Source organism: Streptomyces megasporus (assembly GCF_000718985.1).
GTDB lineage: Bacteria > Actinomycetota > Actinomycetes > Streptomycetales > Streptomycetaceae > Streptomyces > Streptomyces megasporus.
The window spans coordinates 53,520-74,208 of sequence record NZ_JODL01000001.1 but is presented as its reverse complement, the minus strand read 5'-3'; the positions used below and the strand labels follow the sequence as shown (position 1 = coordinate 74,208).

The following is a 20,689-nucleotide window of genomic DNA, read 5'->3' as shown; positions in this document are numbered from 1 at the left end:
AGAAGACGGACCAACATGCGGGACCGGGTTCCATGCGGCGACGGCCCGTCGAGATCTTCGCACGAGACGAGTCTGTCCGGATCCATCCGATGAGGCCGAGGACCGACGGTTGGGCGCGAGTTCCACGGCGGGGCCCGGGCCGCCGAACCGGCCGGTGACCTCCACAGGGACCTCGCCCGCGGTTCCGCCCGTTCACCGCGGCCGCCCGGTTCGTCACCGCGGGCCGGGCGGCAGTCCGGCCCGCGCGGAGTGATCAGGAGTGACCGAATACCGGCTTCGCCGGGCCCGATCCGCCGCCCTAGGCTCGGTCCGCGTGTCGAACATTCCGGAAAGGCGCTGTTCCCCACGGGTCCGGCACCGGCTGGCAAGGAGGTGTCCGAGAAGATCCGCCTCTGCGACGCGGAGACGCCGCAGCCGTGCTGGAACGGCTCGCCCTACCAGCCCATCCCGATCACCGACGAGGCCACCACCCCGTCACCGACGAGGAGATCGAGGAGACCAAGGACGGCGACTCGCCGCTGCTCAGCTCCGACCAGATCGGCCGCTCCGGCCTGGAGCGCAGCTACGACCGGTACCTGCGTGGCAGGGCCGGCCTCACCCGCTACGCGGTCGACAACCTCGGCCGGGTCGTCGGCCGGATGGAGAGCGAACCGCCCCGCCCCGGTTCCCACCTCGTCACGTCCATCGACGCCCGCGTCCAGGCCGTCGCCGAGAAAGAGCTGAGCGAGGCGATGAAGGCCGCTCGCAAGGAGTGGGACCGCAACACCCGCCGGAACTACGAGGCGGACGCGGGCGCGGTCGTGGTGCTGGAGGCCAGGACGGGGCGGGTCGTCGCCATGGCGTCCAACCCGGCGTACGACCCGAACGCGTGGGTCGGCGGCATCTCCGCCGAGGACTACGCCGAGCTCACCGGGAAGAAGTCCAACCACCCGCTCCTGAACCGGGCGATCCAGGGCCTGTCGGCCCCCGGCTCCATCTTCAAGGTCGTGTCGACGACGGCCGCAGTCAACGCGGGCCACTCGTTCGAGGGGCCGTACGACTGCTCGAGCTCGTACACGATCGGCGGCCGCACCTTCACGAACTTCGAATCGGAGGACCACGGCCCGATCTCGCTGGGCCGTGCGTTGGAGGTGTCCTGCGACACGGTCTACTACCGGCTCGCCCACGAGGAGTGGAAGAAGGACGGCGGGCTCCGCCCGCACGACGAGGCGCGGGACTGGTTCCACAGGACGGCCCACGACTTCGGCCTGGGCCGGCCGACCGGCATCGACCTGCCCGACGAGGCCGCCGGCCGCGTCCCCGACCGGAAGTGGAAGCAGCGGTACTGGGAGGCCAACAAGGACGCCTGGTGCGAGTACGGCAGGAAGGACGGGAGCTACGCCGAGAGGGTCGCCCACGAGAACTGCCGCGAGGGCAACCTGCTGCGCGCCGGTGACGCCGTCAACTACTCCATCGGCCAGGGCGACACCCTGGTCACCCCCCTCCAGATGGCCGTGGTCTACGCGGCGATCGCCAACGGCGGCACCCTCCACACCCCCACGGTCGGCAAGGCGATCGTCAGCCCCGACGGCAGGAAGGTGCGGGAGATCAGGCCGAAGGCGCACGGCAGGCTCCCCATGACGGAGGCCACCCGCGAGGCCGTCGACGAGGCCCTCGCAGGCGTCGTCACGCGCGGCTCGGCCGACTGGCGCTTCCGCGGCTGGCCTCAGGAGAGGATTCCGCTGCACGCCAAGACCAGCACGGCCGAGGTCCACGGCAAGCAGACGACGTCGTGGTTCGCCGCGTACACCGAGGACTACGCGGTGGTGATGACGATCTCCCAGGGCGGCACGGGCTCCGGAGCATCGGCCCCTGCAGTCCGCAACATCTACAGCGCCCTGTACGGCGTCTCTCCCGACGGCACGATCGACCCTCGCAAGGCCCTGCTGCCCACCCCGCACAAGGCCCTCCCCACCATCGGCCCCGACGGCTCGATCACCGCCCCGCCCACGGCCGCGACGCCGGGGAGGAAGGACTGACCACCACCTGTCGCACCACCCGTCGCACCGGCGCGGACCCGCTTCCCGGTGACGGCCCCCGCACCCGACCTGGCCGGAGCGGTGAAGAACAGCAGCGACCGGAGCGCTCGTGCCCCTGGGCGGGGCCCTGCCGCCGAACAGCCGGAACGCCGGTGACCGGCCCTGCCGCTCGGGCAGGCACGAGGGGCAGGGGGGACAGGGCCTCGCCGGCCCTTCGGGGAAGCCGGTCCGGGTCCCGCCCGCACCGTCCGGCGCGGTCTGCCGGGCGGTGTGGGTGTGCGGGCGGGCGAGACGCACGTCACCCGAGAACCCGGAGTCGGACAGGCGCTCGCGGCGGCTCCCGGCCGGGACCTCTCCGGGGACTTCCCACCGGGGAGGACCCGGCGGCGGCGAAGGGCGGGAACCCGAGGGCCGGAGCGGCCCCTCTCAGCACTCGATGACGTTGACCGCGAGCCCGCCGCGGGCGGTCTCCTTGTACTTGGCCTTCATGTCCGCGCCCGTCTCCTTCATCGTCTTGATGGCCTTGTCCAGCGAGACGTGGTGACGGCCGTCGCCGCGCAGGGCCATCCGGGCGGCGGTGATCGCCTTGACCGCCGCCATGCCGTTCCGCTCGATGCAGGGGATCTGGACCAGGCCGCCCACGGGATCGCAGGTCAGGCCCAGGTTGTGCTCGATGCCGATCTCGGCGGCGTTCTCCACCTGTTCCGGGGAACCGCCCAGGATCTCGGCCAGCCCCCCGGCGGCCATGGAACAGGCCGAGCCCACCTCGCCCTGGCAGCCGACCTCGGCGCCGGAGATGGAGGCGTTCTCCTTGAACAGCAGGCCGACGGCGCCGGCGGCCAGCAGGAACCGCACCACCGTGTCGTCGTCGGTGCCGGGGACGAACTCCATCGCGTAGTGCAGCACGGCCGGGATGATGCCCGCCGCGCCGTTGGTGGGCGCGGTGACGACCCGGCCGCCGGCGGCGTTCTCCTCGTTGACCGCCATCGCGTAGAGCGTCACCCACTCCATGGCGTGCGCGGCGGCGTCGCCCTCGGCGCGCAGCCGGCGGGCCGAGGCGGCGGCGCGCCGGCGGACCTTCAGCCCACCGGGCAGCACGCCCTCCCGCGACATGCCGCGGGCCACGCACGCGCGCATCACCCCCCAGATCTCCAGCAGGCCCGCCCGGATCTCCTCCTCCGTGCGCCAGGCCTTCTCGTTCTCCAGCATCAGCGCCGAGACCGACAGGCCCGTCTCGCGGGCGGTCCGCAGCAGCTCGTCACCGGTGCGGAAGGGGTACTTCAGCGCCGTGTCGTCGAGTTTGACGCGGTCCTCGCCGACGGCGTCCTCGTCCACCACGAAGCCACCGCCGACCGAGTAGTACGTCTTCTCCAGCAGCGGGGCGCCGGCGGCGTCGTACGCGGCCAGCGTCATGCCGTTGGCGTGGTACGGCAGCGAACGGCGGCGGTGCAGCACCAGGTCCGCGTCCATGTCGAAGGCGATCTCGCGACCGCCGCCCGGATCGTCCGCGGGCAGCCGCAGCCGGCCCGACCGGCGGACGCGCTCGACCTCCTCGTCCGCCGTCTCGACGTCCACCGTGCGGGGCGAGTGGCCCTGAAGCCCCAGCACCACCGCCTTGGGGGTGCCGTGGCCGTGGCCGGTGGCGCCCAGGGAGCCGTACAGCTCGGCCCGGAGCGAGTCGGTGCGGTCCAGCACGCCCTCCTTCGCCAGGCGGCGCGCGAACATCCTGGCCGCCCGCATGGGCCCCACGGTGTGGGAGCTGGACGGACCGATGCCGATGGAGAACAGGTCGAAGACGGAAATGGCCACGACGGCGGACTCCTTTGTCTGCTCGTGGGTGTGCTCGTCGGGTGGACGAGTGCGTGGCCCGCGGGTGGGCGGGTGTGGTTCGGCCGGGTGCGCCGCCGGTCGGGCGGCGCACCCGGCGGGGCCGGGCCCCGGTCCTGCGGACCCCGGTCCTACAGGCCCGGGTACAGCGGGTGCTTCTCGGCCAGGGCCGTCACACGGACGGTCAGCGCCTCGGCCTTGCCCTCGTCGAACGACGGCTTGAGGGCCTCGGCGATCACGTCCGCGACCTCGCGGAAGTCGTCGGCGGTGAAGCCGCGCGTGGCCAGTGCGGGGGTGCCGATCCGCAGGCCCGAGGTGACCATGGGCGGACGCGGATCGTTCGGGATGGCGTTGCGGTTGACGGTGATGCCGATCGCGTGGAGACGGTCCTCGGCCTGCCGTCCGTCCAGCTCGCTCTCGCGCAGGTCGACCAGGACCAGGTGGACGTCGGTGCCGCCGGAGAGGACGGCCACGCCCGCCTCGGCGGCGTCCGGCCGCGTCAGCCGCTCGGCGAGGAGCCTCGCGCCCTCCAGCGTGCGGCGCTGACGGTCCTTGAACTCCTCCGTCGCCGCGATCTTGAACGCCACCGCCTTCGCCGCGATGACGTGCTCCAGCGGCCCGCCCTGCTGGCCGGGGAAGACCGCGGAGTTGATCTTCTTGGCGTGCTCCTGCTTCGACAGGATCACCCCGCCGCGCGGACCGCCCAGCGTCTTGTGGGTCGTGGTGGTGACCACGTCCGCGTACGGCACCGGGTTCGGGTGGAGCCCGGCGGCCACCAGACCGGCGAAGTGCGCCATGTCCACCATCAGCAGCGCGCCCACCTCGTCGGCGATCCGGCGGAAGGCCGCGAAGTCCAACTGCCGCGGGTACGCCGACCAGCCGGCGATGATCATCCGCGGACGGTGCTCCTTCGCCAGCCGCTCGACCTCCGCCATGTCGACCAGACCGGTGGAGGAGTCGACGTGGTAGGCGACCACGTCGTAGAGCTTGCCGGAGAAGTTGATCCGCATGCCGTGGGTCAGGTGGCCGCCGTGGGCGAGGTCCAGACCCATGATCGTGTCGCCCGGGTCGAGCAGGGCGAACATCGCCGCGGCGTTGGCCTGCGCCCCCGAGTGCGGCTGGACGTTCGCCGCCTCGGCGCCGAAGAGGGCCTTCACCCGCTCGCGGGCCAGGTCCTCGGTCACGTCGACGTTCTCGCAGCCGCCGTAGTAGCGGCGCCCGGGGTAGCCCTCGGCGTACTTGTTGGTGAGGACCGAACCCTGGGCCTGGAGGACGGCGACCGGAGCGAAGTTCTCCGACGCGATCATCTCCAGGGTGGACTGCTGGCGTCGCAGCTCGGCGTCGACGGCGGCGGCGACGTCGGGATCGACCTCGTGCAGGGAACTGTTCAGAAGCGACATCGGATCTTTCCGATCGTGGTGTGCTGGACGGCGGACGACGGGACGGGCCCGAGACCGTCCCGACCGAGGGTCACTCGTTGGTGAAGGCGGTGTACTCGTCGGCGGAGAGCAGGTCCTCCGGCTCCTCCGACAGCCTCACCTTGAACAGCCAACCGCCCTCGTAAGGGGCGGAGTTCACCAGCGCCGGATCGTCCACCACGTCCTGGTTGACCTCGGTGACCTCACCGGAGACGGGCGCGTACAGGTCGCTGACCGACTTGGTCGACTCCAGCTCGCCGCAGGGTTCGCCCGCGGTCACCGTGGCGCCGACCTCGGGGAGCTGGACGTAGACGACGTCGCCGAGCGCGTTGGCCGCGTGCTCGGTGATGCCGATCGTGGCGACACCGTCCTCGACGGCCGACAGCCACTCGTGCTCCTTGCTGTAGCGCAGTTGCTGGGGGTTGCTCATGGCGTGATTCTCCTGATCGGAAGCGGATGGTGAGAAACGGGTCTTGCCAGGTGGGACGGGACGGACGGGCCCGGGGCGGACGGCCGCGCCGGGCCCCGCTCCGCCGTGTCCGTCAGCGCTCGCGCCGGTAGAAGGGCAGCGCGACGACCTCGTACGGCTCATGCGTACCGCGGATGTCCACACGCACACCTTCCGTGCCGGGCGCGGCGTGGGAGGCGTCCACGTAGGCCATCGCGATCGGCTTGCCGAGCGTGGGGGAGGGGGCCCCGGATGTGACCTCGCCGATCACCGAGCCGTCGGCGGCGACCACGGCGTACCCGGCGCGCGGCACCCGGCGCCCTTCGGCGACCAGGCCGACCAGCTTCCGCGGCGGGTTCTCCTCCGCCCGGCGGGCCGCGGCCTCCAGGGCGGCGCGACCGACGAAGTCGCCGGCCTTGTCGAACTTCACCACGCGGCCCAGCCCGGCCTCGAAGGGGGTGAGGTCGCGGGACAGCTCGTGCCCGTACAGCGGCATGCCCGCCTCCAGCCGCAGCGTGTCGCGGCAGGCCAGCCCGCACGGCACCAGGCCCGCGTCCGCGCCGGCCTCGGTCAGCGCCTCCCACAGCGTCCTCGCGTCGCCGGGGGCGACGAACAGCTCGAAGCCGTCCTCGCCGGTGTAGCCGGTGCGGGCGATCAACGCGTCCACGCCCGCGACCGTGCCGGGCAGCCCGGCGTAGTACTTCAGTCCGTCCAGGTCGGCGTCGGTGAGCTTCGCCAGGACGGCGGAGGACTCGGGGCCCTGGACGGCCAGCAGCGCGTACGCCTCGCGGTCGTCCCGCACGGTCGCGTCGAAACCGTCGCGGCGCTCGACGAGGGAGTCCAGGACCACCTGGGCGTTGGCGGCGTTGGCGACGACCAGGTACTCCTCGACGCCCAGCCGGTAGACGATCAGGTCGTCGAGGATGCCGCCGGACTCGTCGCAGAGCATGGTGTAGCGGGCCCGGCCCACGGGGACGGCGGACAGGTGCCCGATCAGGGCGCGGTCCAGCAGCTCGCCCGCCTGCGGGCCGGTGACGGTGACCTCGCCCATGTGGCTCAGGTCGAACAGTCCGGCGCGGGTGCGCACGGCGTTGTGCTCGTCGCGCTCGCTGCCGTAGCGCAGCGGCATCTCCCAGCCGGCGAAGTCCGTCATGGTCGCGCCGAGGGCGCGGTGGACGGCGTCGAGGGGAACGTGTCGGGGGGGTCGGGGGGAATCGCTCATGGCTGTTGCTCCCGGCGAGGTGGCGTGGACAGGTCCGGTGAACGGTGGGAGGAGGACATCCTCCCCATCTGTCATCGGAACCTGAGAGGTTCGCCACGAGCCCGAGCGGACCACGGCTTGCACCTTGGGTGGGACGCTTCCCCCCTGGGAGGGACACGCCCGCTTTTCAGATGTGCCTCGTCCGCGCGGTATCGGGGCCTGAGAGATTCAAGGGAGGACTTGCTCCTTCGGCGCCCCGTCACCCGCCGTGACCGGCGGCTGCCGGGAACTCTCCCGCACGGACTCGAACGGCCGGTATGCAGTTGGCGCGTTCATCATCGCACGTCCGGCGCACCGGGGGGAGGCGGGCCGCGCGACGCCGGGAACCGCGCCGGCGGGAGGACGGTTGGGGTAAGGGACGAGGAGAACGACGAAGACGGGACAAAGGTGGAGCGAGCGCGGGAGAAGGACGCGAGGACGGGGGAGGGAGGTGTCGAGGGTTCCCGACGGCCGGCCGCCTTGTCCGTCGTCACCCTTCTTGACACGCTCGGGGGGAAGCCGCGAGGCACGCGGCCGACAGCGGGGAGGGCGCACCGGTGAGCAGCCTGAAGAGTGCCTGCGCGGCACAGAGCGGGACGGTGCCCCGTCGGGCGCCCACGTCCGCGCGGGTCGGCGGGCACGACCTGCGCGGAACGACGACGACCCGGGTCCTGCGCTTCCCCGCGGGCGACCGGGTGGTGGTCTCCGGCCTGCCGGGCAGCGGCAAGTCCACCCTGATCCGGCGTGTGGTGGCCGCCGACGAGACGGTGGTCCGGATCGACTCCCAGGACATGCGGGAGCGCTGGGAGCGGCGCCTGCCCGCCTGGCTGCCCTACGGCGTCTACCGTCCCCTGGTCCGCGTCGCGCACTACCTGTCGCTGCGCCGGGCCCTGGCCTCGGGCGCGGGCGTGGTGGTGCACGACTGCGGCACCCAGAGCTGGGTGCGCCGCTGGCTGGCGAGGGACGCCCGAAGGCGCGGACGCCGGCTGCACCTGGTGCTGCTGGACGTGCCGCCGGAGGTGGCGCTGTCCGGCCAGGCGGAGCGGGGTCGGGGGGTCTCCGCGTACGCGTTCGCCCGACACCGGCGGGCGGTGGGACGCCTGGTGGCGGACGTGGAGGCGGGGCGGCTGCCCGCCGGCTGCGTCTCCGCGGCGCTGCTGGACCGCCCGGCGGCGGGGGCGCTGCGCGGTGTCGTCTTCGAGGGCTTCGAGGTCTCCCAGGTCTCCGAGGTCTCCGAGACCTTCGAGGTCTCCGAGCGGCGCTCGGGCTGAGGGCACGGGCGGGACGCGGCTCACTGGAGTGCGGATAGGGTTCCGACATGACCATGCCGCAGCAGTACGGGCCGGGACACGGTGGCGGTTGGCCCGGGAACGAGCTGGAGGAGACCCTCGCCGCGTCGGTCGGCGCCCCCGGAGCGGGCGCCCGGCTGCTGGAGGTGCTCGGACGCAGCAGCCTGTGGGTCCCGCTGCCCGAGGGCGGCGGCCCGGACAGCCCCAACCTGGACCTGCCGACCATCCAGCTCGACGGAGCGCCGTACGTCCCCGTCTTCAGCTCCGAGCAGCAGTTCCTGCAGTGCGCCGGCTCGCACCTGCCCTTCGCGATCGCGCCCGCCCGCGAGTTCGCCCGGGGGCTGCCGCCGCAGGTCGGCATCGTGATCAACCCCGAGGGCACCGTCGGCGCCCCCATCCCACCGCCGGCCGTGGCCGAACTGTGCCGCGAGGGCGGCGCCGCGGGGGTGCCGGGCGTGGCGGCCGGGGCGCGCGTGAGGCTCTTCGAGCCCGACTGGCAGGAGGAGCCGGTGGACTTCCTGGCCGCGGCCGCCGGGGAGTTCGCGGTACTGCCGCAGGTGCGCACCGCACGCCGTGGCCTGGCCAGCGTCGAGGGCGACCCGCCCGCGCTGTTCGTCGGCGTGGAGCTGGACCTGCTGGACCCGGAGGCCCGCACGGCCGCGCACGACGCCCTGGGCCGTGCGCTGGGCCGGGAACCGGTGCGGTGGCCGGTGCAGATGGTGCTGTTGGACGCCGCCCAGGACCCGGTCGTGGACTGGATGCGGGAGTGCGTACGCCCCTTCTACACGCGCGACCGGTAGGCGCCGGCGGCGCGCTCGGCTTCCTCCCGCCGCGCCTCCCGCCGCACCTCGCGGGCGCGACCGCACACGGCCGCGCCCGGCCCGTCCGGCCCCACCCGTCCGCCGTGAGTATGCGCACGGACGGGTGGATGAGTACTCCGGGGCCTGTCCGGCACGGACCGTAAGCTGGTTGGATGTCCGGTCGGGGCGCATGTGCGGCCCGGTGCACAGGTACGGAGCACGGAGTGCGAGAAGGGGCGGCCCACGTGAGCGCGGGTGGAAGCGTCGATCAGCTGCTGCACCAGGTGGCGCCCGGGCGGTACGACACCTACGAAGCGCTGTTGAACGCCCTCGCCGAGGGCCGGGTGTGGATGCTGCTCTGGCACGGTCAGGCCGGCTCCCCCGACGCCCAGTACGGGAACATGGAGGTCGCCGGGCACGGCTACGCGCCCTGTGTGACCTCGGAGCGGGAACTGGCGGCCTCCGGCTGGACGAGGGCGCACGAGGTGGTCGGCGGACGCGAGGTGGCCGCCGCCCTCTTCCCCGACCGCTGGGGGCTGTGGCTCAATCCGCACGCCCCGGGCGGCGGCGTCGGCATCCCCTGGCTCGACCTGCGGCGGATCGTCGGCGGGCTGGATCGGCTGCCCGCCGGGCCGCTGCGCATCGGCGAGCCGACCGTGGAGGTCCCGCACTTCTACGCCCAGCTCGTCCAGAACGCCCACCGCACGCCCGCCGTGCGCACCCTGCGCCGCGCCTGGGTGCAGCCCGCGCTGGGCGCCCCGTACCTGGTGATCGGGCTGGACCTGTACGACCACGGCCCGCAGGCCGTGGAGTCGGTGCGGTCGATGATGGAACGGTCGGTGGTCTCGGTGCCCGAGGGGCTGGCGGTCTCCACGGTCGCGATGTCGGACGAGTACGACCCGGTCGCCATGTGGCTGCGGGCCAACGCCCGTCCGTTCTTCGACCGCGACGCCCACGGGGGCGCGGCCCCCGTGGCCGCCCCCGGTCACGGTTACGGTTATCCACGGTCCTACTGACGGCGGCCGGCGCCGGTGACGACCCGTCATTTCCGGCCGGCGCGCGGTCTGGTGTTTCACCCGTGTTGCTCCGCAATGACCTGCGGTGTTGCTGTTTCGGCCGCATGGTCTCAGGTCTGTATCGCCGACATGCGGACAGTTCACACCGCTGGGTGGACGCAGTACTGTTCGGGCGACCATCAGTCTGAACCGTCACCGACCCCTGAGGTGGAACATGCGAATAACCAGTTCCAGGGTCGTCCAGACGATCGCGGCCGCCCTCGCGGTTGGTGTGATCGCCACTGGATGTGCCAGTGAACGAGGCAAGGACGAGGGAGGGGGAGGGGACACCTTCGTCTTCGGCGCCGCGGGCGACCCCGCCTCCCTGGACCCGGCACTGGCGAGCGACGGTGAGACGTTCCGGGTCACCCGCCAGGCGTTCGAGGCCCTGATCGAGCACGAGCCGGGCGGCTCCGAGCTGGTCGGCGGCCTCGCCAAGTCGTGGGAGAGCGACGAGACGGGCACCAAGTGGACCTTCGAGCTCCAGGAGGGCGTGAAGTTCCACGACGGCGAGAAGCTGACCGCCGAGGCGGTGTGCAAGAACTACGACCACTGGTTCAACTGGACCGGTACGTACCAGAACAGCGCGGTCTCCTACTACTGGCAGACCATCATGGGCGGCTTCGCCGAGAACGAGAGCAAGGACGCCCCCAAGGCCAACTACAAGGGCTGCACCGCCGAGGACGAGCTGACCGCCGTCATCGAGGTGCACGAACCCTCCGCCAACCTGCCGGGCGGCTTCTCCCTCCAGGCGCTCGCCATCCACTCGCCGAAGGCCATCGACGCCTACAAGAAGCAGGAGGCGACCGGCGAGGACGACGCCATCACCTACCCGAAGTACAGCCAGGAGGCCGGCACGGTCGCCGGCACCGGCCCCTTCCGGATCGTCGACTGGGACAAGGGCAACAAGGAAGTCACCCTCGAGCGCTTCGACGACTACTGGGGTGAGAAGGCGAAGGTGAAGAAGCTGGTCTTCCGCACCATCGCCGAGGAGTCCGCGCGCCGCCAGGCGCTCCAGGCGGGCAACATCCACGGCTACGACCTGGTGGCCCCCGCGGACGTGGCGACCCTGGAGAAGGAGGGCTTCCAGGTCCCGGTCCGCGACGTGTTCAACATCTTCTACCTGGGCTTCTCGCAGGAGGCCAACAAGGCCCTGCAGAAGAAGGAGGTCCGCCAGGCGATCTCCCACGCGATCGACCGGGAGAACATCGTCAAGACCCAGTTGCCCGAGGGCGGCAAGGTGGCCACCCAGTTCGTGCCGGACACCGTGGACGGCTACTCGGAGAAGGTCACCACCTACCCGTTCGACACGGACAAGGCCAAGGACCTGCTGAAGAAGGCCGGCGAGGAGAAGCTCGCGGTCGACTTCTGCTACCCGACCGAGGTGACGCGCCCCTACATGCCCGCCCCGGCGGACATGTTCGAGCTGATGAAGTCCGATCTGGAGAAGGCCGGCATCAAGGTCGACCCCAAGCCGATGAAGTGGGCCCCGACCTACCTGGACGCCACCGAGAACGGCACCTGCGACCTGCACCTGCTGGGCTGGACCGGTGACTTCAACGACGCCTACAACTTCATCGGCACCTGGTTCGCCGGCTACGACAAGCAGTGGGGCTTCCGCGACGACAAGGTCTTCGACGCGATGAAGGCCGCCGAGAGCGAGCCGGACGCCACCAAGCGGGTCGAGCTGTACCAGAAGGCCAACGAGGTCGTCATGGACTACGTCCCGGGTGTCCCGATCTCCTCGTCCCCGCCGTCCATCGCGTTCGCCAAGGACGTCAACCCGCCGAAGGTCTCGCCGCTGACGCAGGAGAACTTCGCCGAGGTCTCCTTCAAGTAAACGCATGATCGCGCAGGTCCGCCCGGCCACCGAAGCCCTGTGGCCGGGCGGACCTGACTGTGAGGAAGAAAGGGGCATCGCGGGGTGTTGCGTCTCGTCGCGCGAAGACTGCTGCAACTCATACCCACCCTGCTGGGCCTGTCGGTTCTGCTGTTCATCTGGCTGAACCGACTGCCCGGCGGACCCGCGGCGGCCATGCTCGGAGAGCGTGCCACCGCGGCGGACAAGGCCCGTATCGAGGCCGCCCTCGGACTGGACCAGCCGGTGTGGGTCCAGTACGGCCGCTTCCTGAAGCGGCTCTCCGAGCTGAACCTGGGCGTCTCCACCCAGACCGGACAGCCGGTGTGGGACGAGTTCACCCGGGCGTTCCCCGCCACGGTGGAGTTGGCCTTCGTGGCCATGCTCATCGCCATCGCCGTCGGCGTGCCGCTGGGCTACTTCGCCGCTCGCCGGCGCGGAAGCTGGCTGGACGTGACCGCGGTGTCCGGATCCCTGGTGGGCATCTGCATCCCGGTCTTCTTCCTGGCGTTCATCCTCAAGGCGATCTTCGCCGTCCAGCTCGGCTGGTTCCCCAGCTTCGGCCGGCAGACCACCGGCCTCGACGCCACCGAGGTGACCGGCTTCTACGTCCTGGACGGCATCCTCACCGGTGAGTTCGACGCCGCCTGGGACGCGTTCATGCACCTGGTGCTGCCCGCGCTGGCGCTGTCGTCCATCCCGCTGGCGATCATCACCCGCATGACCCGGGCCAGCGTGCTGGAGGTGCTCGGCGAGGACTACGTGCGCACCGCCGAGTCCAAGGGGCTGAGCCGGTCGACGGTGCGCGGTCGCCACGTGCTGCGCAACGCGCTGCTCCCGGTGGTGACCGCCATCGGCCTGCTCACCGGCGGACTGCTGTCGGGGGCGGTGCTCACCGAGTCGGTCTTCGCCTTCGGCGGCATCGGGTCGTTCATCAAGACCGCCATCGACGAGCGCGACTACCCGGTCCTGGTGGGCTTCATCATGTTCATCGCCGCGGCGTACGTCGTCATCAACCTGCTGGTCGACCTCGCCTACAGCATCATCGATCCGAGAGTGCGGGTGCACTGATGAGCACCAAGACCGACAAGATCGACCGGCTCGCGGAACTCACCGCCGCCGCCGAGACCTCCGCGGGCGCCGGCCTGTGGGTCGAGGCGTGGCGCCGACTGCGGGCCAGCAAGATGGCCGTCATCGGAGCGGTCGTCATCGGCGTGTTCGTGGTGGTGGCGATCGTGGGGCCGTGGGTGGCCCCGTACGACCCCACCGCACAGCTCTGGCGCGGCGAGGTGTTCCCCAACCAGAACGTCTTCGTCGGACCCCGCGGCGAGAACTGGCTGGGCCTGGACCACCTGGGGCGCGACGAGTTCTCCCGCATGTTGGTGGGGGCTCGGCAGACGCTGCTGGTCGGCGTCGTCGCCACCCTGCTGGGCTTCACCGTGGGCGCCCTGATCGGCGGTGTCTCCGGCGCCGCCCTGGTGCTGGGCGGCAAGGTCGGGCAGCGGATCGACACCGTCGTGATGCGCGTCATCGACATCATGCTGGCGCTGCCCTCGCTGCTGCTGGCCGTCTCCGTCGCGGCGGTTCTGGGCCAGTCCCTGACCACCGTGATGATCGCGGTGGGCGTGGTGCAGATCCCCGTCTTCGCCCGACTGCTGCGCGGCGCGATGCTCGCGCAGGGCGGCGCGGACTACGTGCTGGCGGCCCAGGCGCTGGGCGTGCGCAAGCGGCGCATCGCGCTCGGACACGTGCTGCCCAACTCGCTGAGCCCGGTGATCGTCCAGGGCACCCTGAGTCTGGCCACCGCCATCATCGAGGCCGCGGCGCTGTCCTACCTCGGCCTGGGCAACCCGGACGCCGCCGTCCCGGAGTGGGGGGTCATGCTCGCCCAGGCACAGCGCTTCTTCGACAGCGCGCCGATGCTCGCGGTCTACCCCGCGCTGGGCATCATCATCACCGCCCTCGGCTTCACCCTGCTGGGCGAGGCGATGCGAGAAGCCCTCGACCCGAAACTGCGGAGTTGATCACATGGCCCTGCTATCCGTGGACGAACTGACCGTCACCTTCACCGGTCGCGGCCGGCGCGACGTGAAGGCCGTGTCGGGGGTGTCCTTCGACGTCGACCAGGGGCAAGTGGTCGGTCTGGTCGGCGAGTCGGGCTGTGGCAAATCCGTCACCTCGCTGGCCCTGATGGGGCTGCTGCCGAGGAGGGGCGTGACGGTCGGGGGTCGGGCCGAGTTCGACGGCACCGACCTGCTGACCCTGAGCCCGGGGAGGATGCGCGACCTGCGCGGCTCCCAACTGGCGATGATCTTCCAGGACCCGCTGTCCTCGCTGAACCCGGTGGTGCCCATCGGCGTCCAGGTCACCGAGATCCTGGCCCGGCACCGGGGATTGAAGGGCGAGGCCGCCCGCAAGGAGGCCGCCGCCCTGCTGGACCGGGTGGGCATCCCCGACCCCACGCGGCGGCTGAAGGAGTACCCGCACCAGCTCTCCGGCGGCATGCGACAGCGCGCGCTCATCGCGATGGCGGTGGCCTGCGCGCCACGCCTGCTCATCGCCGACGAGCCGACCACCGCCCTGGACGTGACGATCCAGGCGCAGATCCTGGAGCTGCTCAAGGAACTGGTCGACCAGCAGGGCACCGCCCTGCTGATGATCACCCACGACCTGGGGGTGGTCGCCGGGCTGTGCGACCAGGTCAACGTGCTGTACGCGGGCAGGGTGGTGGAGTCCGCCGAGCGCAGGGAGCTGTTCGCGGCCCCCACCCACCCCTACGCCCACGGGCTGTTGGGCTCCATCCCCCGTCTCGACGCGCCGCGCGGCGAGCCGTTGAAGCCGATCCGGGGCTCCATCAACGACACGATCGCCTGGACGGACGGCTGCGCCTTCGCGCCCCGGTGCGACCGGTACACCCTGGAGTGTCTCCAGGGCACGCCCGCGCTGGGCGAGCCGCGCACGCCGGGCCACCAGGTGCGGTGTGTGAACCCGGTGTTCTCCCGGGGAGTGGACGAACTGCGCGAGACGGCGCTGGAGAGCGACGCGGTCGAGACGGCCGGGACGGCCGCCGCGGCCGACAAGGAGGCCGGAGCATGAGCCTGCTCGAACTGAACGGTGTGAAGGTCCACTTCCCGGTCAAGAAGGGCGTTCTCTTCGACCGCACGGTCGGTCACGTGTACGCCGTCGACGGGGTGTCGCTCTCCGTCGAGGCGGGCCAGACCTACGGCCTGGTGGGGGAGTCCGGCTGCGGCAAGACCACGCTCGGCCGGGCGATCCTGCGGCTGGTGGACATCACCGACGGCGAGGTCGTCTTCGACGGCACCGACCTGGCCAAGCTGCCGGGCGAGGAGATGCGCCGCTTCCGCCGCCGGCTCCAGATGGTCTTCCAGGATCCGCTGGGCAGCCTCAACCCCCGGCAGAACATCGAGTCGATCCTCTCCGAGGGCATGGCGGCGCACGGCATCGGCGCCGACCAGGAGGAGCGCCGCGAGCGAATCCGGGAGATCCTGGCGAGGGTCGGGCTGCCGGCCAACGCGCTCTCCCGCTACCCGCACGAGTTCTCCGGCGGGCAGCGGCAGCGCATCGGGATCGCCCGCGCGCTGGTCCTCGAACCGGACGTGATCATCTGCGACGAGCCGGTCTCCGCGCTGGACGTCTCCATCCAGGCCCAGGTGATCAACCTGCTGGAGGAGCTCCAGGAGGCCATGGGCCTGACCTACGTGGTCATCGCCCACGACCTGGCCGTGGTGCGGCACATCTCCGACGTCGTCGGGGTGATGTACCTGGGTTCGCTGGTGGAGGAGGCGCCCAGCGACACGCTGTACGCCGAGCCCCGGCACCCGTACACCAGGGCGCTGATGTCGGCCGTGCCGGTGCCCGACCCGGAGGTGGAGGACAACCGCGAGCGCATCCTGCTCACCGGCGACCTGCCCTCCCCGGCGAACCCGCCGGCCGGCTGCCGCTTCCACACCCGCTGCCCGTGGAAGCAGGACACCCTCTGCGCCACCGACCGCCCCGAACTGCGGGACCTGGGCGGCGGTCACCGGGTGGCCTGCCACTGGGCGGAGAAGATCGCCGACGGCACGATCCGGCCGTCGGCGAACGCGGCCACGGTGGTCCCGCCCCCCGCCGCCGAGCGGGAGGAGAAGGAGACCGCCGCGGCCTCCTGAACCGCGCCCACCGGTCTCCGGCACGCGCCGCCCGCCCCGACCCGTTCCGTCGGGGCGGGCGGCGCGCTCCGCCTCGCTCTCCTGCTACAACCGGGGGGTGAACGTGTTCAACCCTTCCGTCCAGCACTGGCTCGACCTGGCCGGGATCCTCGCCTTCGCGATCTCCGGAGCGCTGCTCGCCGTCCGCAAGAACCTCGACGTCTTCGGCATCGTGGTGCTCGCCGAGGTGACCGGGCTGGGCGGCGGGGTGATCCGGGACGTGCTGATCGGGGACGTGCCCCCGGCGGCCCTCACCGACCTCGGCTACCTGTTGACCCCGTTGGTCGCCACGGTGTTGGTCTTCTTCCTCCACCCGCAGGTGGAGCGGATCAACCGCGCGGTGATGGTCTTCGACGCGGCGGGTCTGGGTCTGTTCTGCGTCACCGGCACGGTCAAGGCGCACGCGTACGGGCTCGACCTGCTGCCCTCGATCGTGATGGGCCTGGTCACGGCCGCGGGCGGCGGAGTCCTGCGGGACGTGCTGGCCAACGAGGTGCCCTCCCTGTTGCGCTGGGACCGCGAGATCTACGCCGTCCCGGCCATCGTCGGGGCGACGACGGTGGCGCTGCTGATCCACACCGGACGGCTCAACGCGGTGACCGGCGCCCTGGCGGCCGGCCTCGCCTTCGCGCTGCGGCTGCTGGCGCTGCGCTACAACTGGCGGGCGCCGCGGGCCTGGCGCCGCCGCAGCGGAACGGCCGACCACGGCGGGGCAGGGGCGTGAGGGTCCGCACCCCCTGGCTACCGGCCGGTAACAAATTGGCTGTAGGGTGCACTCCCATGACCGAGGCAACCATCGGTACCAGCGCGTTCGACCGCGACACGGCCATCACCCCGCGCGGGGACGGCGTCTACGACGCCCACCTCTCCGCCGACTGGACCATCGGGCACGCCGTCAACGGCGGCTACCTCCTCGCCCTGGTCGGCCGCGCCCTCGGCGACGCCCTGCCGCACCCCGACCCCTTCACCATCACCGCGCACTACCTCACCGCGTCCCGGCCCGGCCCGGCGACGGTGCGCACCTCCACCGTCCGCACCGGACGCACCCTCTCCACCGGCACCGCCTCCCTCGTCCAGGCCGACGAAGAGGGTCGCGAGGTCGAGCGCATCCGCGTCCTGGCGAGCTACGGGGACCTGACCGCGCTGCCCGACGACGTCCGCACCAGCGCCGAACCGCCGAGCATCCCGCCGTACGAGCGCTGCCTCGGGGCGCGGGACGGGATGGACCCGTCGGCGATCCCGCCCATGACCCACCAGGTGGACCTGCGCATGGACCCGGCCACCGTCGGCTGGGCGGTGGGCGCGCCCAGCGGGCGGGGCGAGGTGCGCGCCTGGTTCGGCCTCGCCGACGGACGTGACCCCGACCCGTTCTCCCTGCTGATGACCGTGGACGCCCTGCCGCCCACCGCCTTCGACCTGGGGCTGTCGGGCTGGGTGCCCACCGTGGAGCTCACCGCCCACGTCCGCCGGCGCCCGGCTCCCGGCCCGCTGCGGGTGTCGATCACCACCCGCAACCTGGCCGGTGGATTCCTGGAGGAGGACGCCGAGGTCTGGGACAGCGAGGACCGGCTCGTCGCCCAGTCCCGTCAGCTCGCCCGCGCTCTGTCGGCCTGATCCGGACCGATCGCCCGACCGACGCCCGACCGAGACCCGATCCGACGCCCGACCGACACCGCGCACCGCCGAAGGCCGCCCTCCGGAGCCATCCGGAGGGCGGCCTTCGGCCTGTCTGCGGGCCGTGGCCCGCGTAGGCCGTCGCATGCGCCGACCGGGAGCGGGCATCCGTCCGATGGGCGTGCGGCGTTCCGCCGACCCGGTGGGCGCGTGGGGCGGATGGATGAGAGTGACGGGGCTCCCGGTGGGTAACCGAGAGAAGGACGAAAACTAATCAAATATGACAGACGTCGCGAGAGAAGCGAAGGTGGTCAACGGATGTACGCCGTGAAGAGCACACTGCCCGACGAGGCCCTCAAGGTCGTCGGCGAGGCGCTCCAAGGCGCGCTGGTCGACCTGATCGACCTCTCCTTGGTCGCCAAGCAGATCCACTGGACCGTGATCGGGCCCCGTTTCCGCTCGATCCACCTCCAGCTCGACGAGGTCGTGGACACCGCGCGCAGCTACTCCGACACCGTCGCCGAGCGCGCCGCGGCCCTGGGCCTGGCCCCCGACGGCCGTGCCTCCAGCGTCGCCGCCGGCACCGGCATCACCGGCGTGGACAGCGGCTGGCACAAGGACGACAAGGCCGTCGAGGTCATGGTCGGCGCCCTGGCCGCCGTGGTGAACCGGATGCGCGAGCGCATGGTCGCCACCGAGGAGCCGGACCCGGTGACCCAGGACATCTTCATCGAGCTCATCGCCGAGCTGGAGAAGCACCACTGGATGTTCCAGGCGGAGCACAAGGTCGCCTGAGAACGCACGACCACCGCTCGACCGCGTGCTGGCGAGACGCGCGGCCGAGCGGCCCCAGGAGCGAGGACCGGCCGCACCCGGCCGGTCCTCGCTCCCGCGTTCCCCGGGGCGGCTCGTAGAATCGGGGAACCATGGCCTACCTCGACCACGCCGCCACCACCCCCATGCTCCCGGAGGCGGTGCAGGCGATGACCGCCCAGCTCGGTCTCACCGGCAACGCCTCCTCCCTCCACGCGGCGGGGCGGCGGGCCCGGCGCACCGTGGAGGAGGCCCGCGAGACGCTCGCCGCCGCACTGGGGGCACGGCCGAGCGAGGTCGTCCTCACCTCCGGCGGCACCGAGGCCGACAACCTCGCCGTCAAGGGCCTGTACTGGGCGCGACGCGCCGGCGATCCGGCCCGCAGGCGCGTCCTGGCCAGCCCCGTCGAACACCACGCGGTGCTCGACGCCGTCCACTGGCTCGCCGACCACGAGGACGCCCACGTCGAGTGGCTCCCGGTCGACTCCCTGGGACGGGTCCACCCCGACGCGCTGCGCGAGGCCATCGGACGGAACCCCGACGACGTGGCGTTGGCCACCGTGATGTGGGCGAACAACGAGATCGGCACCCTCCAGCCCGTCGCCGAACTCGCCGCCGTGGCACGGGAGGCCGGCGTCCCCCTGCACGCGGACGCCGTCCAGGCCGTCGGCCAGGTACCCGTGGACTTCGCGGCCTCCGGACTGGCCGCGATGAGCGTCAGCGGCCACAAGATCGGCGGCCCCTACGGCATCGGGGCGCTGCTGCTGGGCCGCGAGTGGGCGCCCACCCCGCTGCTGCACGGCGGCGGCCAGGAGCGCGACGTCCGCTCCGGCACCCTCGACGTCCCCGCCGTCGCCGCCTTCGCGGTCGCCGCGCGGATCGCCGTCGAGCGCCGCGAGGAGTTCGCCCGGGAGATCGGCGCGCTGCGCGACGCGCTGATCGAGGCCGTGCGCGAGGCGGTGCCCGACGTTGTCCTCGGCGGCGACCCCGACCCGGACGGGCGGCTGCCCGCCAACGCGCACTTCGCCTTCCCCGGCTGCGAGGGCGACTCCCTGCTGCTCCTCCTCGACGCCCAGGGCATCGAGTGCTCCACGGGCTCGGCCTGCACCGCCGGAGTCGCCCAGCCCAGCCACGTGGTGCTGGCCACGGGCACCGAACCGGACCTGGCCCGCGGCACCCTGCGCTTCTCCTTCGGCCACACCTCCACCAAGGCCGACGTGGACGCGGTGGCCGCCGCCATCGGCCCGGCCGTGGAGCGGGCCCGCAGCGCCGGACTGAGCTGAACCGGCCGAACCGGCCCGGAGCGGTGCGAGCGGCACGGCCCCGGGCCGTGCCGTCACGCGGTGCGGACGGGGACGTCCCGGACCATCCGCAGGTAGCGGTCCCAGTCCCAGTGCGGGCCGGGGTCGGTGTGGTCGGCGCCGGGCACCTCGACGTGGCCGACGATGTGCTTCCGGTCCCTGGGCAGGCCGTACCGGTCGCATATCCCGGCGGTCAGCTCGGCCGACGCGCGATAGGTGGCGTCGGTGATGGTCTCGGCGCGGTCCACGAAGCCCTCGTGCTCGATGCCGATGCTGCGCTCGTTGTACGCGCGGTTGCCCGCGTGGTACGCCACGTCCAACTCCCGCACCATCTGCGCCACGTGCCCGTCGGAGGTCCGCACCACGTAGTGGGTGGCGGCACCGTGGGAGGGGTCCTGGAAGACCTTCAGGGCCACGTCGTAGCCGCCCTGGATGACGTGGATCACCACCCGGTCGATGGTGTAGTCGTAGGGCCGGTCGGCGCGCCGCCAGTTCGCGTCGGACGCCGGTATCCACTCCGCGCCCGGATGGTCCACCTCGCCCTCCTTCCGCGGCCGGTCCACCCCCGGCACCCGCCACCACGTCCGGGACAGCTCGTCGCGGGCCGCGTAGCCGACGGCGCCCAGCCCCACCGCCGCACCGCCGATCAACAGGGCGCGACGACCGACCGGCCGCTCCGTCCGGGCCTTCCGCGCCGCCGCTCGCCCACCCCGGGCCTCTGAATCGCTCACGGCCCGCACAACGCTCGGGAACACCCGTACGGTTCCACCGGGCCGCGCACGGCCCCGTACCCTGGGAAC

General features: G+C 72.1%; 17 protein-coding genes, 1 pseudogene and 1 riboswitch. Of the genes and pseudogenes, 13 read left to right on the top strand and 5 right to left on the bottom strand.

Annotation, left to right across the window (positions count from 1 at the left end; genetic code table 11):
• Positions 1 to 366: 366 nt before the first annotated feature.
• Positions 367 to 2,018 (top strand): annotated as a pseudogene (locus IF47_RS27340) (penicillin-binding transpeptidase domain-containing protein); the annotation flags it as partial.
• 426 nt (positions 2,019 to 2,444) lie between these two features.
• Here the strand turns inward: IF47_RS27340 and IF47_RS0100305 are convergent.
• From IF47_RS0100305 to gcvT, 4 genes are all read right to left on the bottom strand, one after another.
• Positions 2,445 to 3,827, bottom strand: a complete 1,383-nt coding sequence (locus IF47_RS0100305; protein WP_031505749.1) for an L-serine ammonia-lyase — start codon at positions 3,825 to 3,827, stop codon at positions 2,445 to 2,447.
• Positions 3,828 to 3,976: 149 nt separating this feature from the next.
• Positions 3,977 to 5,245: a serine hydroxymethyltransferase gene (gene glyA / locus IF47_RS0100300; protein WP_031505748.1), complete on the bottom strand. Its 1,269-nt coding sequence runs from the start codon at positions 5,243 to 5,245 to the stop codon at positions 3,977 to 3,979.
• Between the two features lie 70 nt (positions 5,246 to 5,315).
• Positions 5,316 to 5,693 carry a glycine cleavage system protein GcvH gene (gene gcvH, locus IF47_RS0100295; protein WP_031505747.1) on the bottom strand — a complete coding sequence of 126 codons (378 nt, stop codon included), beginning with the start codon at positions 5,691 to 5,693 and terminating at the stop codon, positions 5,316 to 5,318.
• Between the two features lie 112 nt (positions 5,694 to 5,805).
• Positions 5,806 to 6,933, bottom strand: coding sequence for a glycine cleavage system aminomethyltransferase GcvT (gene gcvT, locus IF47_RS0100290; RefSeq protein WP_031505745.1), 1,128 nt, complete (start codon positions 6,931 to 6,933; stop codon positions 5,806 to 5,808).
• A 176-nt stretch (positions 6,934 to 7,109) separates the two neighbouring features.
• Positions 7,110 to 7,219, bottom strand: a riboswitch (glycine riboswitch).
• A gap of 289 nt (positions 7,220 to 7,508) precedes the next feature.
• Between gcvT and IF47_RS0100285 the strand changes: the two genes are divergently transcribed.
• The 12 genes from IF47_RS0100285 to IF47_RS0100220 all read left to right on the top strand — a co-directional run bounded on the left by IF47_RS0100285 (position 7,509) and on the right by IF47_RS0100220 (position 19,871).
• Positions 7,509 to 8,222 carry an AAA family ATPase gene (locus IF47_RS0100285; protein ID WP_078591451.1) on the top strand — a complete coding sequence of 238 codons (714 nt, stop codon included), beginning with the start codon at positions 7,509 to 7,511 and terminating at the stop codon, positions 8,220 to 8,222.
• 47 nt (positions 8,223 to 8,269) lie between these two features.
• Positions 8,270 to 9,040, top strand: coding sequence for an enhanced serine sensitivity protein SseB (locus IF47_RS0100280; RefSeq protein ID WP_031505741.1), 771 nt, complete (start codon positions 8,270 to 8,272; stop codon positions 9,038 to 9,040).
• 245 nt (positions 9,041 to 9,285) lie between these two features.
• Positions 9,286 to 10,056: an enhanced serine sensitivity protein SseB C-terminal domain-containing protein gene (locus IF47_RS0100270; protein ID WP_031505739.1), complete on the top strand. Its 771-nt coding sequence runs from the start codon at positions 9,286 to 9,288 to the stop codon at positions 10,054 to 10,056.
• Between the two features lie 214 nt (positions 10,057 to 10,270).
• Complete coding sequence (locus IF47_RS0100265) at positions 10,271 to 11,935, top strand: ABC transporter substrate-binding protein (protein WP_031505738.1); 1,665 nt, start codon at positions 10,271 to 10,273, stop codon at positions 11,933 to 11,935.
• Positions 11,936 to 12,019: 84 nt separating this feature from the next.
• Positions 12,020 to 13,024: an ABC transporter permease gene (locus tag IF47_RS0100260; RefSeq protein ID WP_031505737.1), complete on the top strand. Its 1,005-nt coding sequence runs from the start codon at positions 12,020 to 12,022 to the stop codon at positions 13,022 to 13,024.
• Positions 13,024 to 13,977 (top strand): ABC transporter permease, encoded by a 954-nt coding sequence (locus tag IF47_RS0100255; protein ID WP_031505736.1) that lies wholly within the window; start codon positions 13,024 to 13,026, stop codon positions 13,975 to 13,977. Before IF47_RS0100260 ends, IF47_RS0100255 begins: the two co-directional genes overlap by 1 nt.
• Positions 13,978 to 13,981: 4 nt before the next feature.
• Positions 13,982 to 15,049: an ABC transporter ATP-binding protein gene (locus IF47_RS0100250; RefSeq protein ID WP_078591449.1), complete on the top strand. Its 1,068-nt coding sequence runs from the start codon at positions 13,982 to 13,984 to the stop codon at positions 15,047 to 15,049.
• On the top strand, positions 15,046 to 16,122 hold the full coding sequence (locus IF47_RS0100240; protein WP_031505732.1) for an ABC transporter ATP-binding protein: 1,077 nt from the start codon (positions 15,046 to 15,048) through the stop codon (positions 16,120 to 16,122). Before IF47_RS0100250 ends, IF47_RS0100240 begins: the two co-directional genes overlap by 4 nt.
• Positions 16,123 to 16,219: 97 nt before the next feature.
• Positions 16,220 to 16,885: a trimeric intracellular cation channel family protein gene (locus IF47_RS0100235; RefSeq protein WP_425423538.1), complete on the top strand. Its 666-nt coding sequence runs from the start codon at positions 16,220 to 16,222 to the stop codon at positions 16,883 to 16,885.
• Between the two features lie 56 nt (positions 16,886 to 16,941).
• Positions 16,942 to 17,775 (top strand): thioesterase family protein, encoded by an 834-nt coding sequence (locus IF47_RS0100230; RefSeq protein ID WP_031505729.1) that lies wholly within the window; start codon positions 16,942 to 16,944, stop codon positions 17,773 to 17,775.
• Positions 17,776 to 18,093: 318 nt separating this feature from the next.
• The gene (locus IF47_RS0100225; RefSeq protein ID WP_031505727.1) at positions 18,094 to 18,570 is read left to right on the top strand and encodes a Dps family protein; all 477 of its coding nucleotides are present in this window, start codon (positions 18,094 to 18,096) and stop codon (positions 18,568 to 18,570) included.
• A 131-nt stretch (positions 18,571 to 18,701) separates the two neighbouring features.
• Positions 18,702 to 19,871, top strand: coding sequence for a cysteine desulfurase family protein (locus IF47_RS0100220; protein WP_031505725.1), 1,170 nt, complete (start codon positions 18,702 to 18,704; stop codon positions 19,869 to 19,871).
• A gap of 53 nt (positions 19,872 to 19,924) precedes the next feature.
• Here IF47_RS0100220 and IF47_RS0100215 read toward each other — a convergent pair whose 3' ends face one another.
• Positions 19,925 to 20,620, bottom strand: a complete 696-nt coding sequence (locus tag IF47_RS0100215) for an N-acetylmuramoyl-L-alanine amidase (protein ID WP_037731706.1) — start codon at positions 20,618 to 20,620, stop codon at positions 19,925 to 19,927.
• Between the last annotated feature and the right edge of the window lie 69 nt (positions 20,621 to 20,689).

Coding starts and splice junctions, on each gene's coding strand:
- glyA (WP_031505748.1), bottom strand. CDS start 5,245: ATGTCGCTTCTGAACAGTTCCCTGCACGAGGTCGATCCCGACGTCGCC.
- gcvH (WP_031505747.1), bottom strand. CDS start 5,693: ATGAGCAACCCCCAGCAACTGCGCTACAGCAAGGAGCACGAGTGGCTG.
- gcvT (WP_031505745.1), bottom strand. CDS start 6,933: ATGAGCGATTCCCCCCGACCCCCCCGACACGTTCCCCTCGACGCCGTC.
- IF47_RS0100280 (WP_031505741.1), top strand. CDS start 8,270: ATGACCATGCCGCAGCAGTACGGGCCGGGACACGGTGGCGGTTGGCCC.
- IF47_RS0100265 (WP_031505738.1), top strand. CDS start 10,271: ATGCGAATAACCAGTTCCAGGGTCGTCCAGACGATCGCGGCCGCCCTC.
- IF47_RS0100255 (WP_031505736.1), top strand. CDS start 13,024: ATGAGCACCAAGACCGACAAGATCGACCGGCTCGCGGAACTCACCGCC.
- IF47_RS0100250 (WP_078591449.1), top strand. CDS start 13,982: ATGGCCCTGCTATCCGTGGACGAACTGACCGTCACCTTCACCGGTCGC.
- IF47_RS0100240 (WP_031505732.1), top strand. CDS start 15,046: ATGAGCCTGCTCGAACTGAACGGTGTGAAGGTCCACTTCCCGGTCAAG.
- IF47_RS0100230 (WP_031505729.1), top strand. CDS start 16,942: ATGACCGAGGCAACCATCGGTACCAGCGCGTTCGACCGCGACACGGCC.
- IF47_RS0100225 (WP_031505727.1), top strand. CDS start 18,094: ATGTACGCCGTGAAGAGCACACTGCCCGACGAGGCCCTCAAGGTCGTC.
- IF47_RS0100220 (WP_031505725.1), top strand. CDS start 18,702: ATGGCCTACCTCGACCACGCCGCCACCACCCCCATGCTCCCGGAGGCG.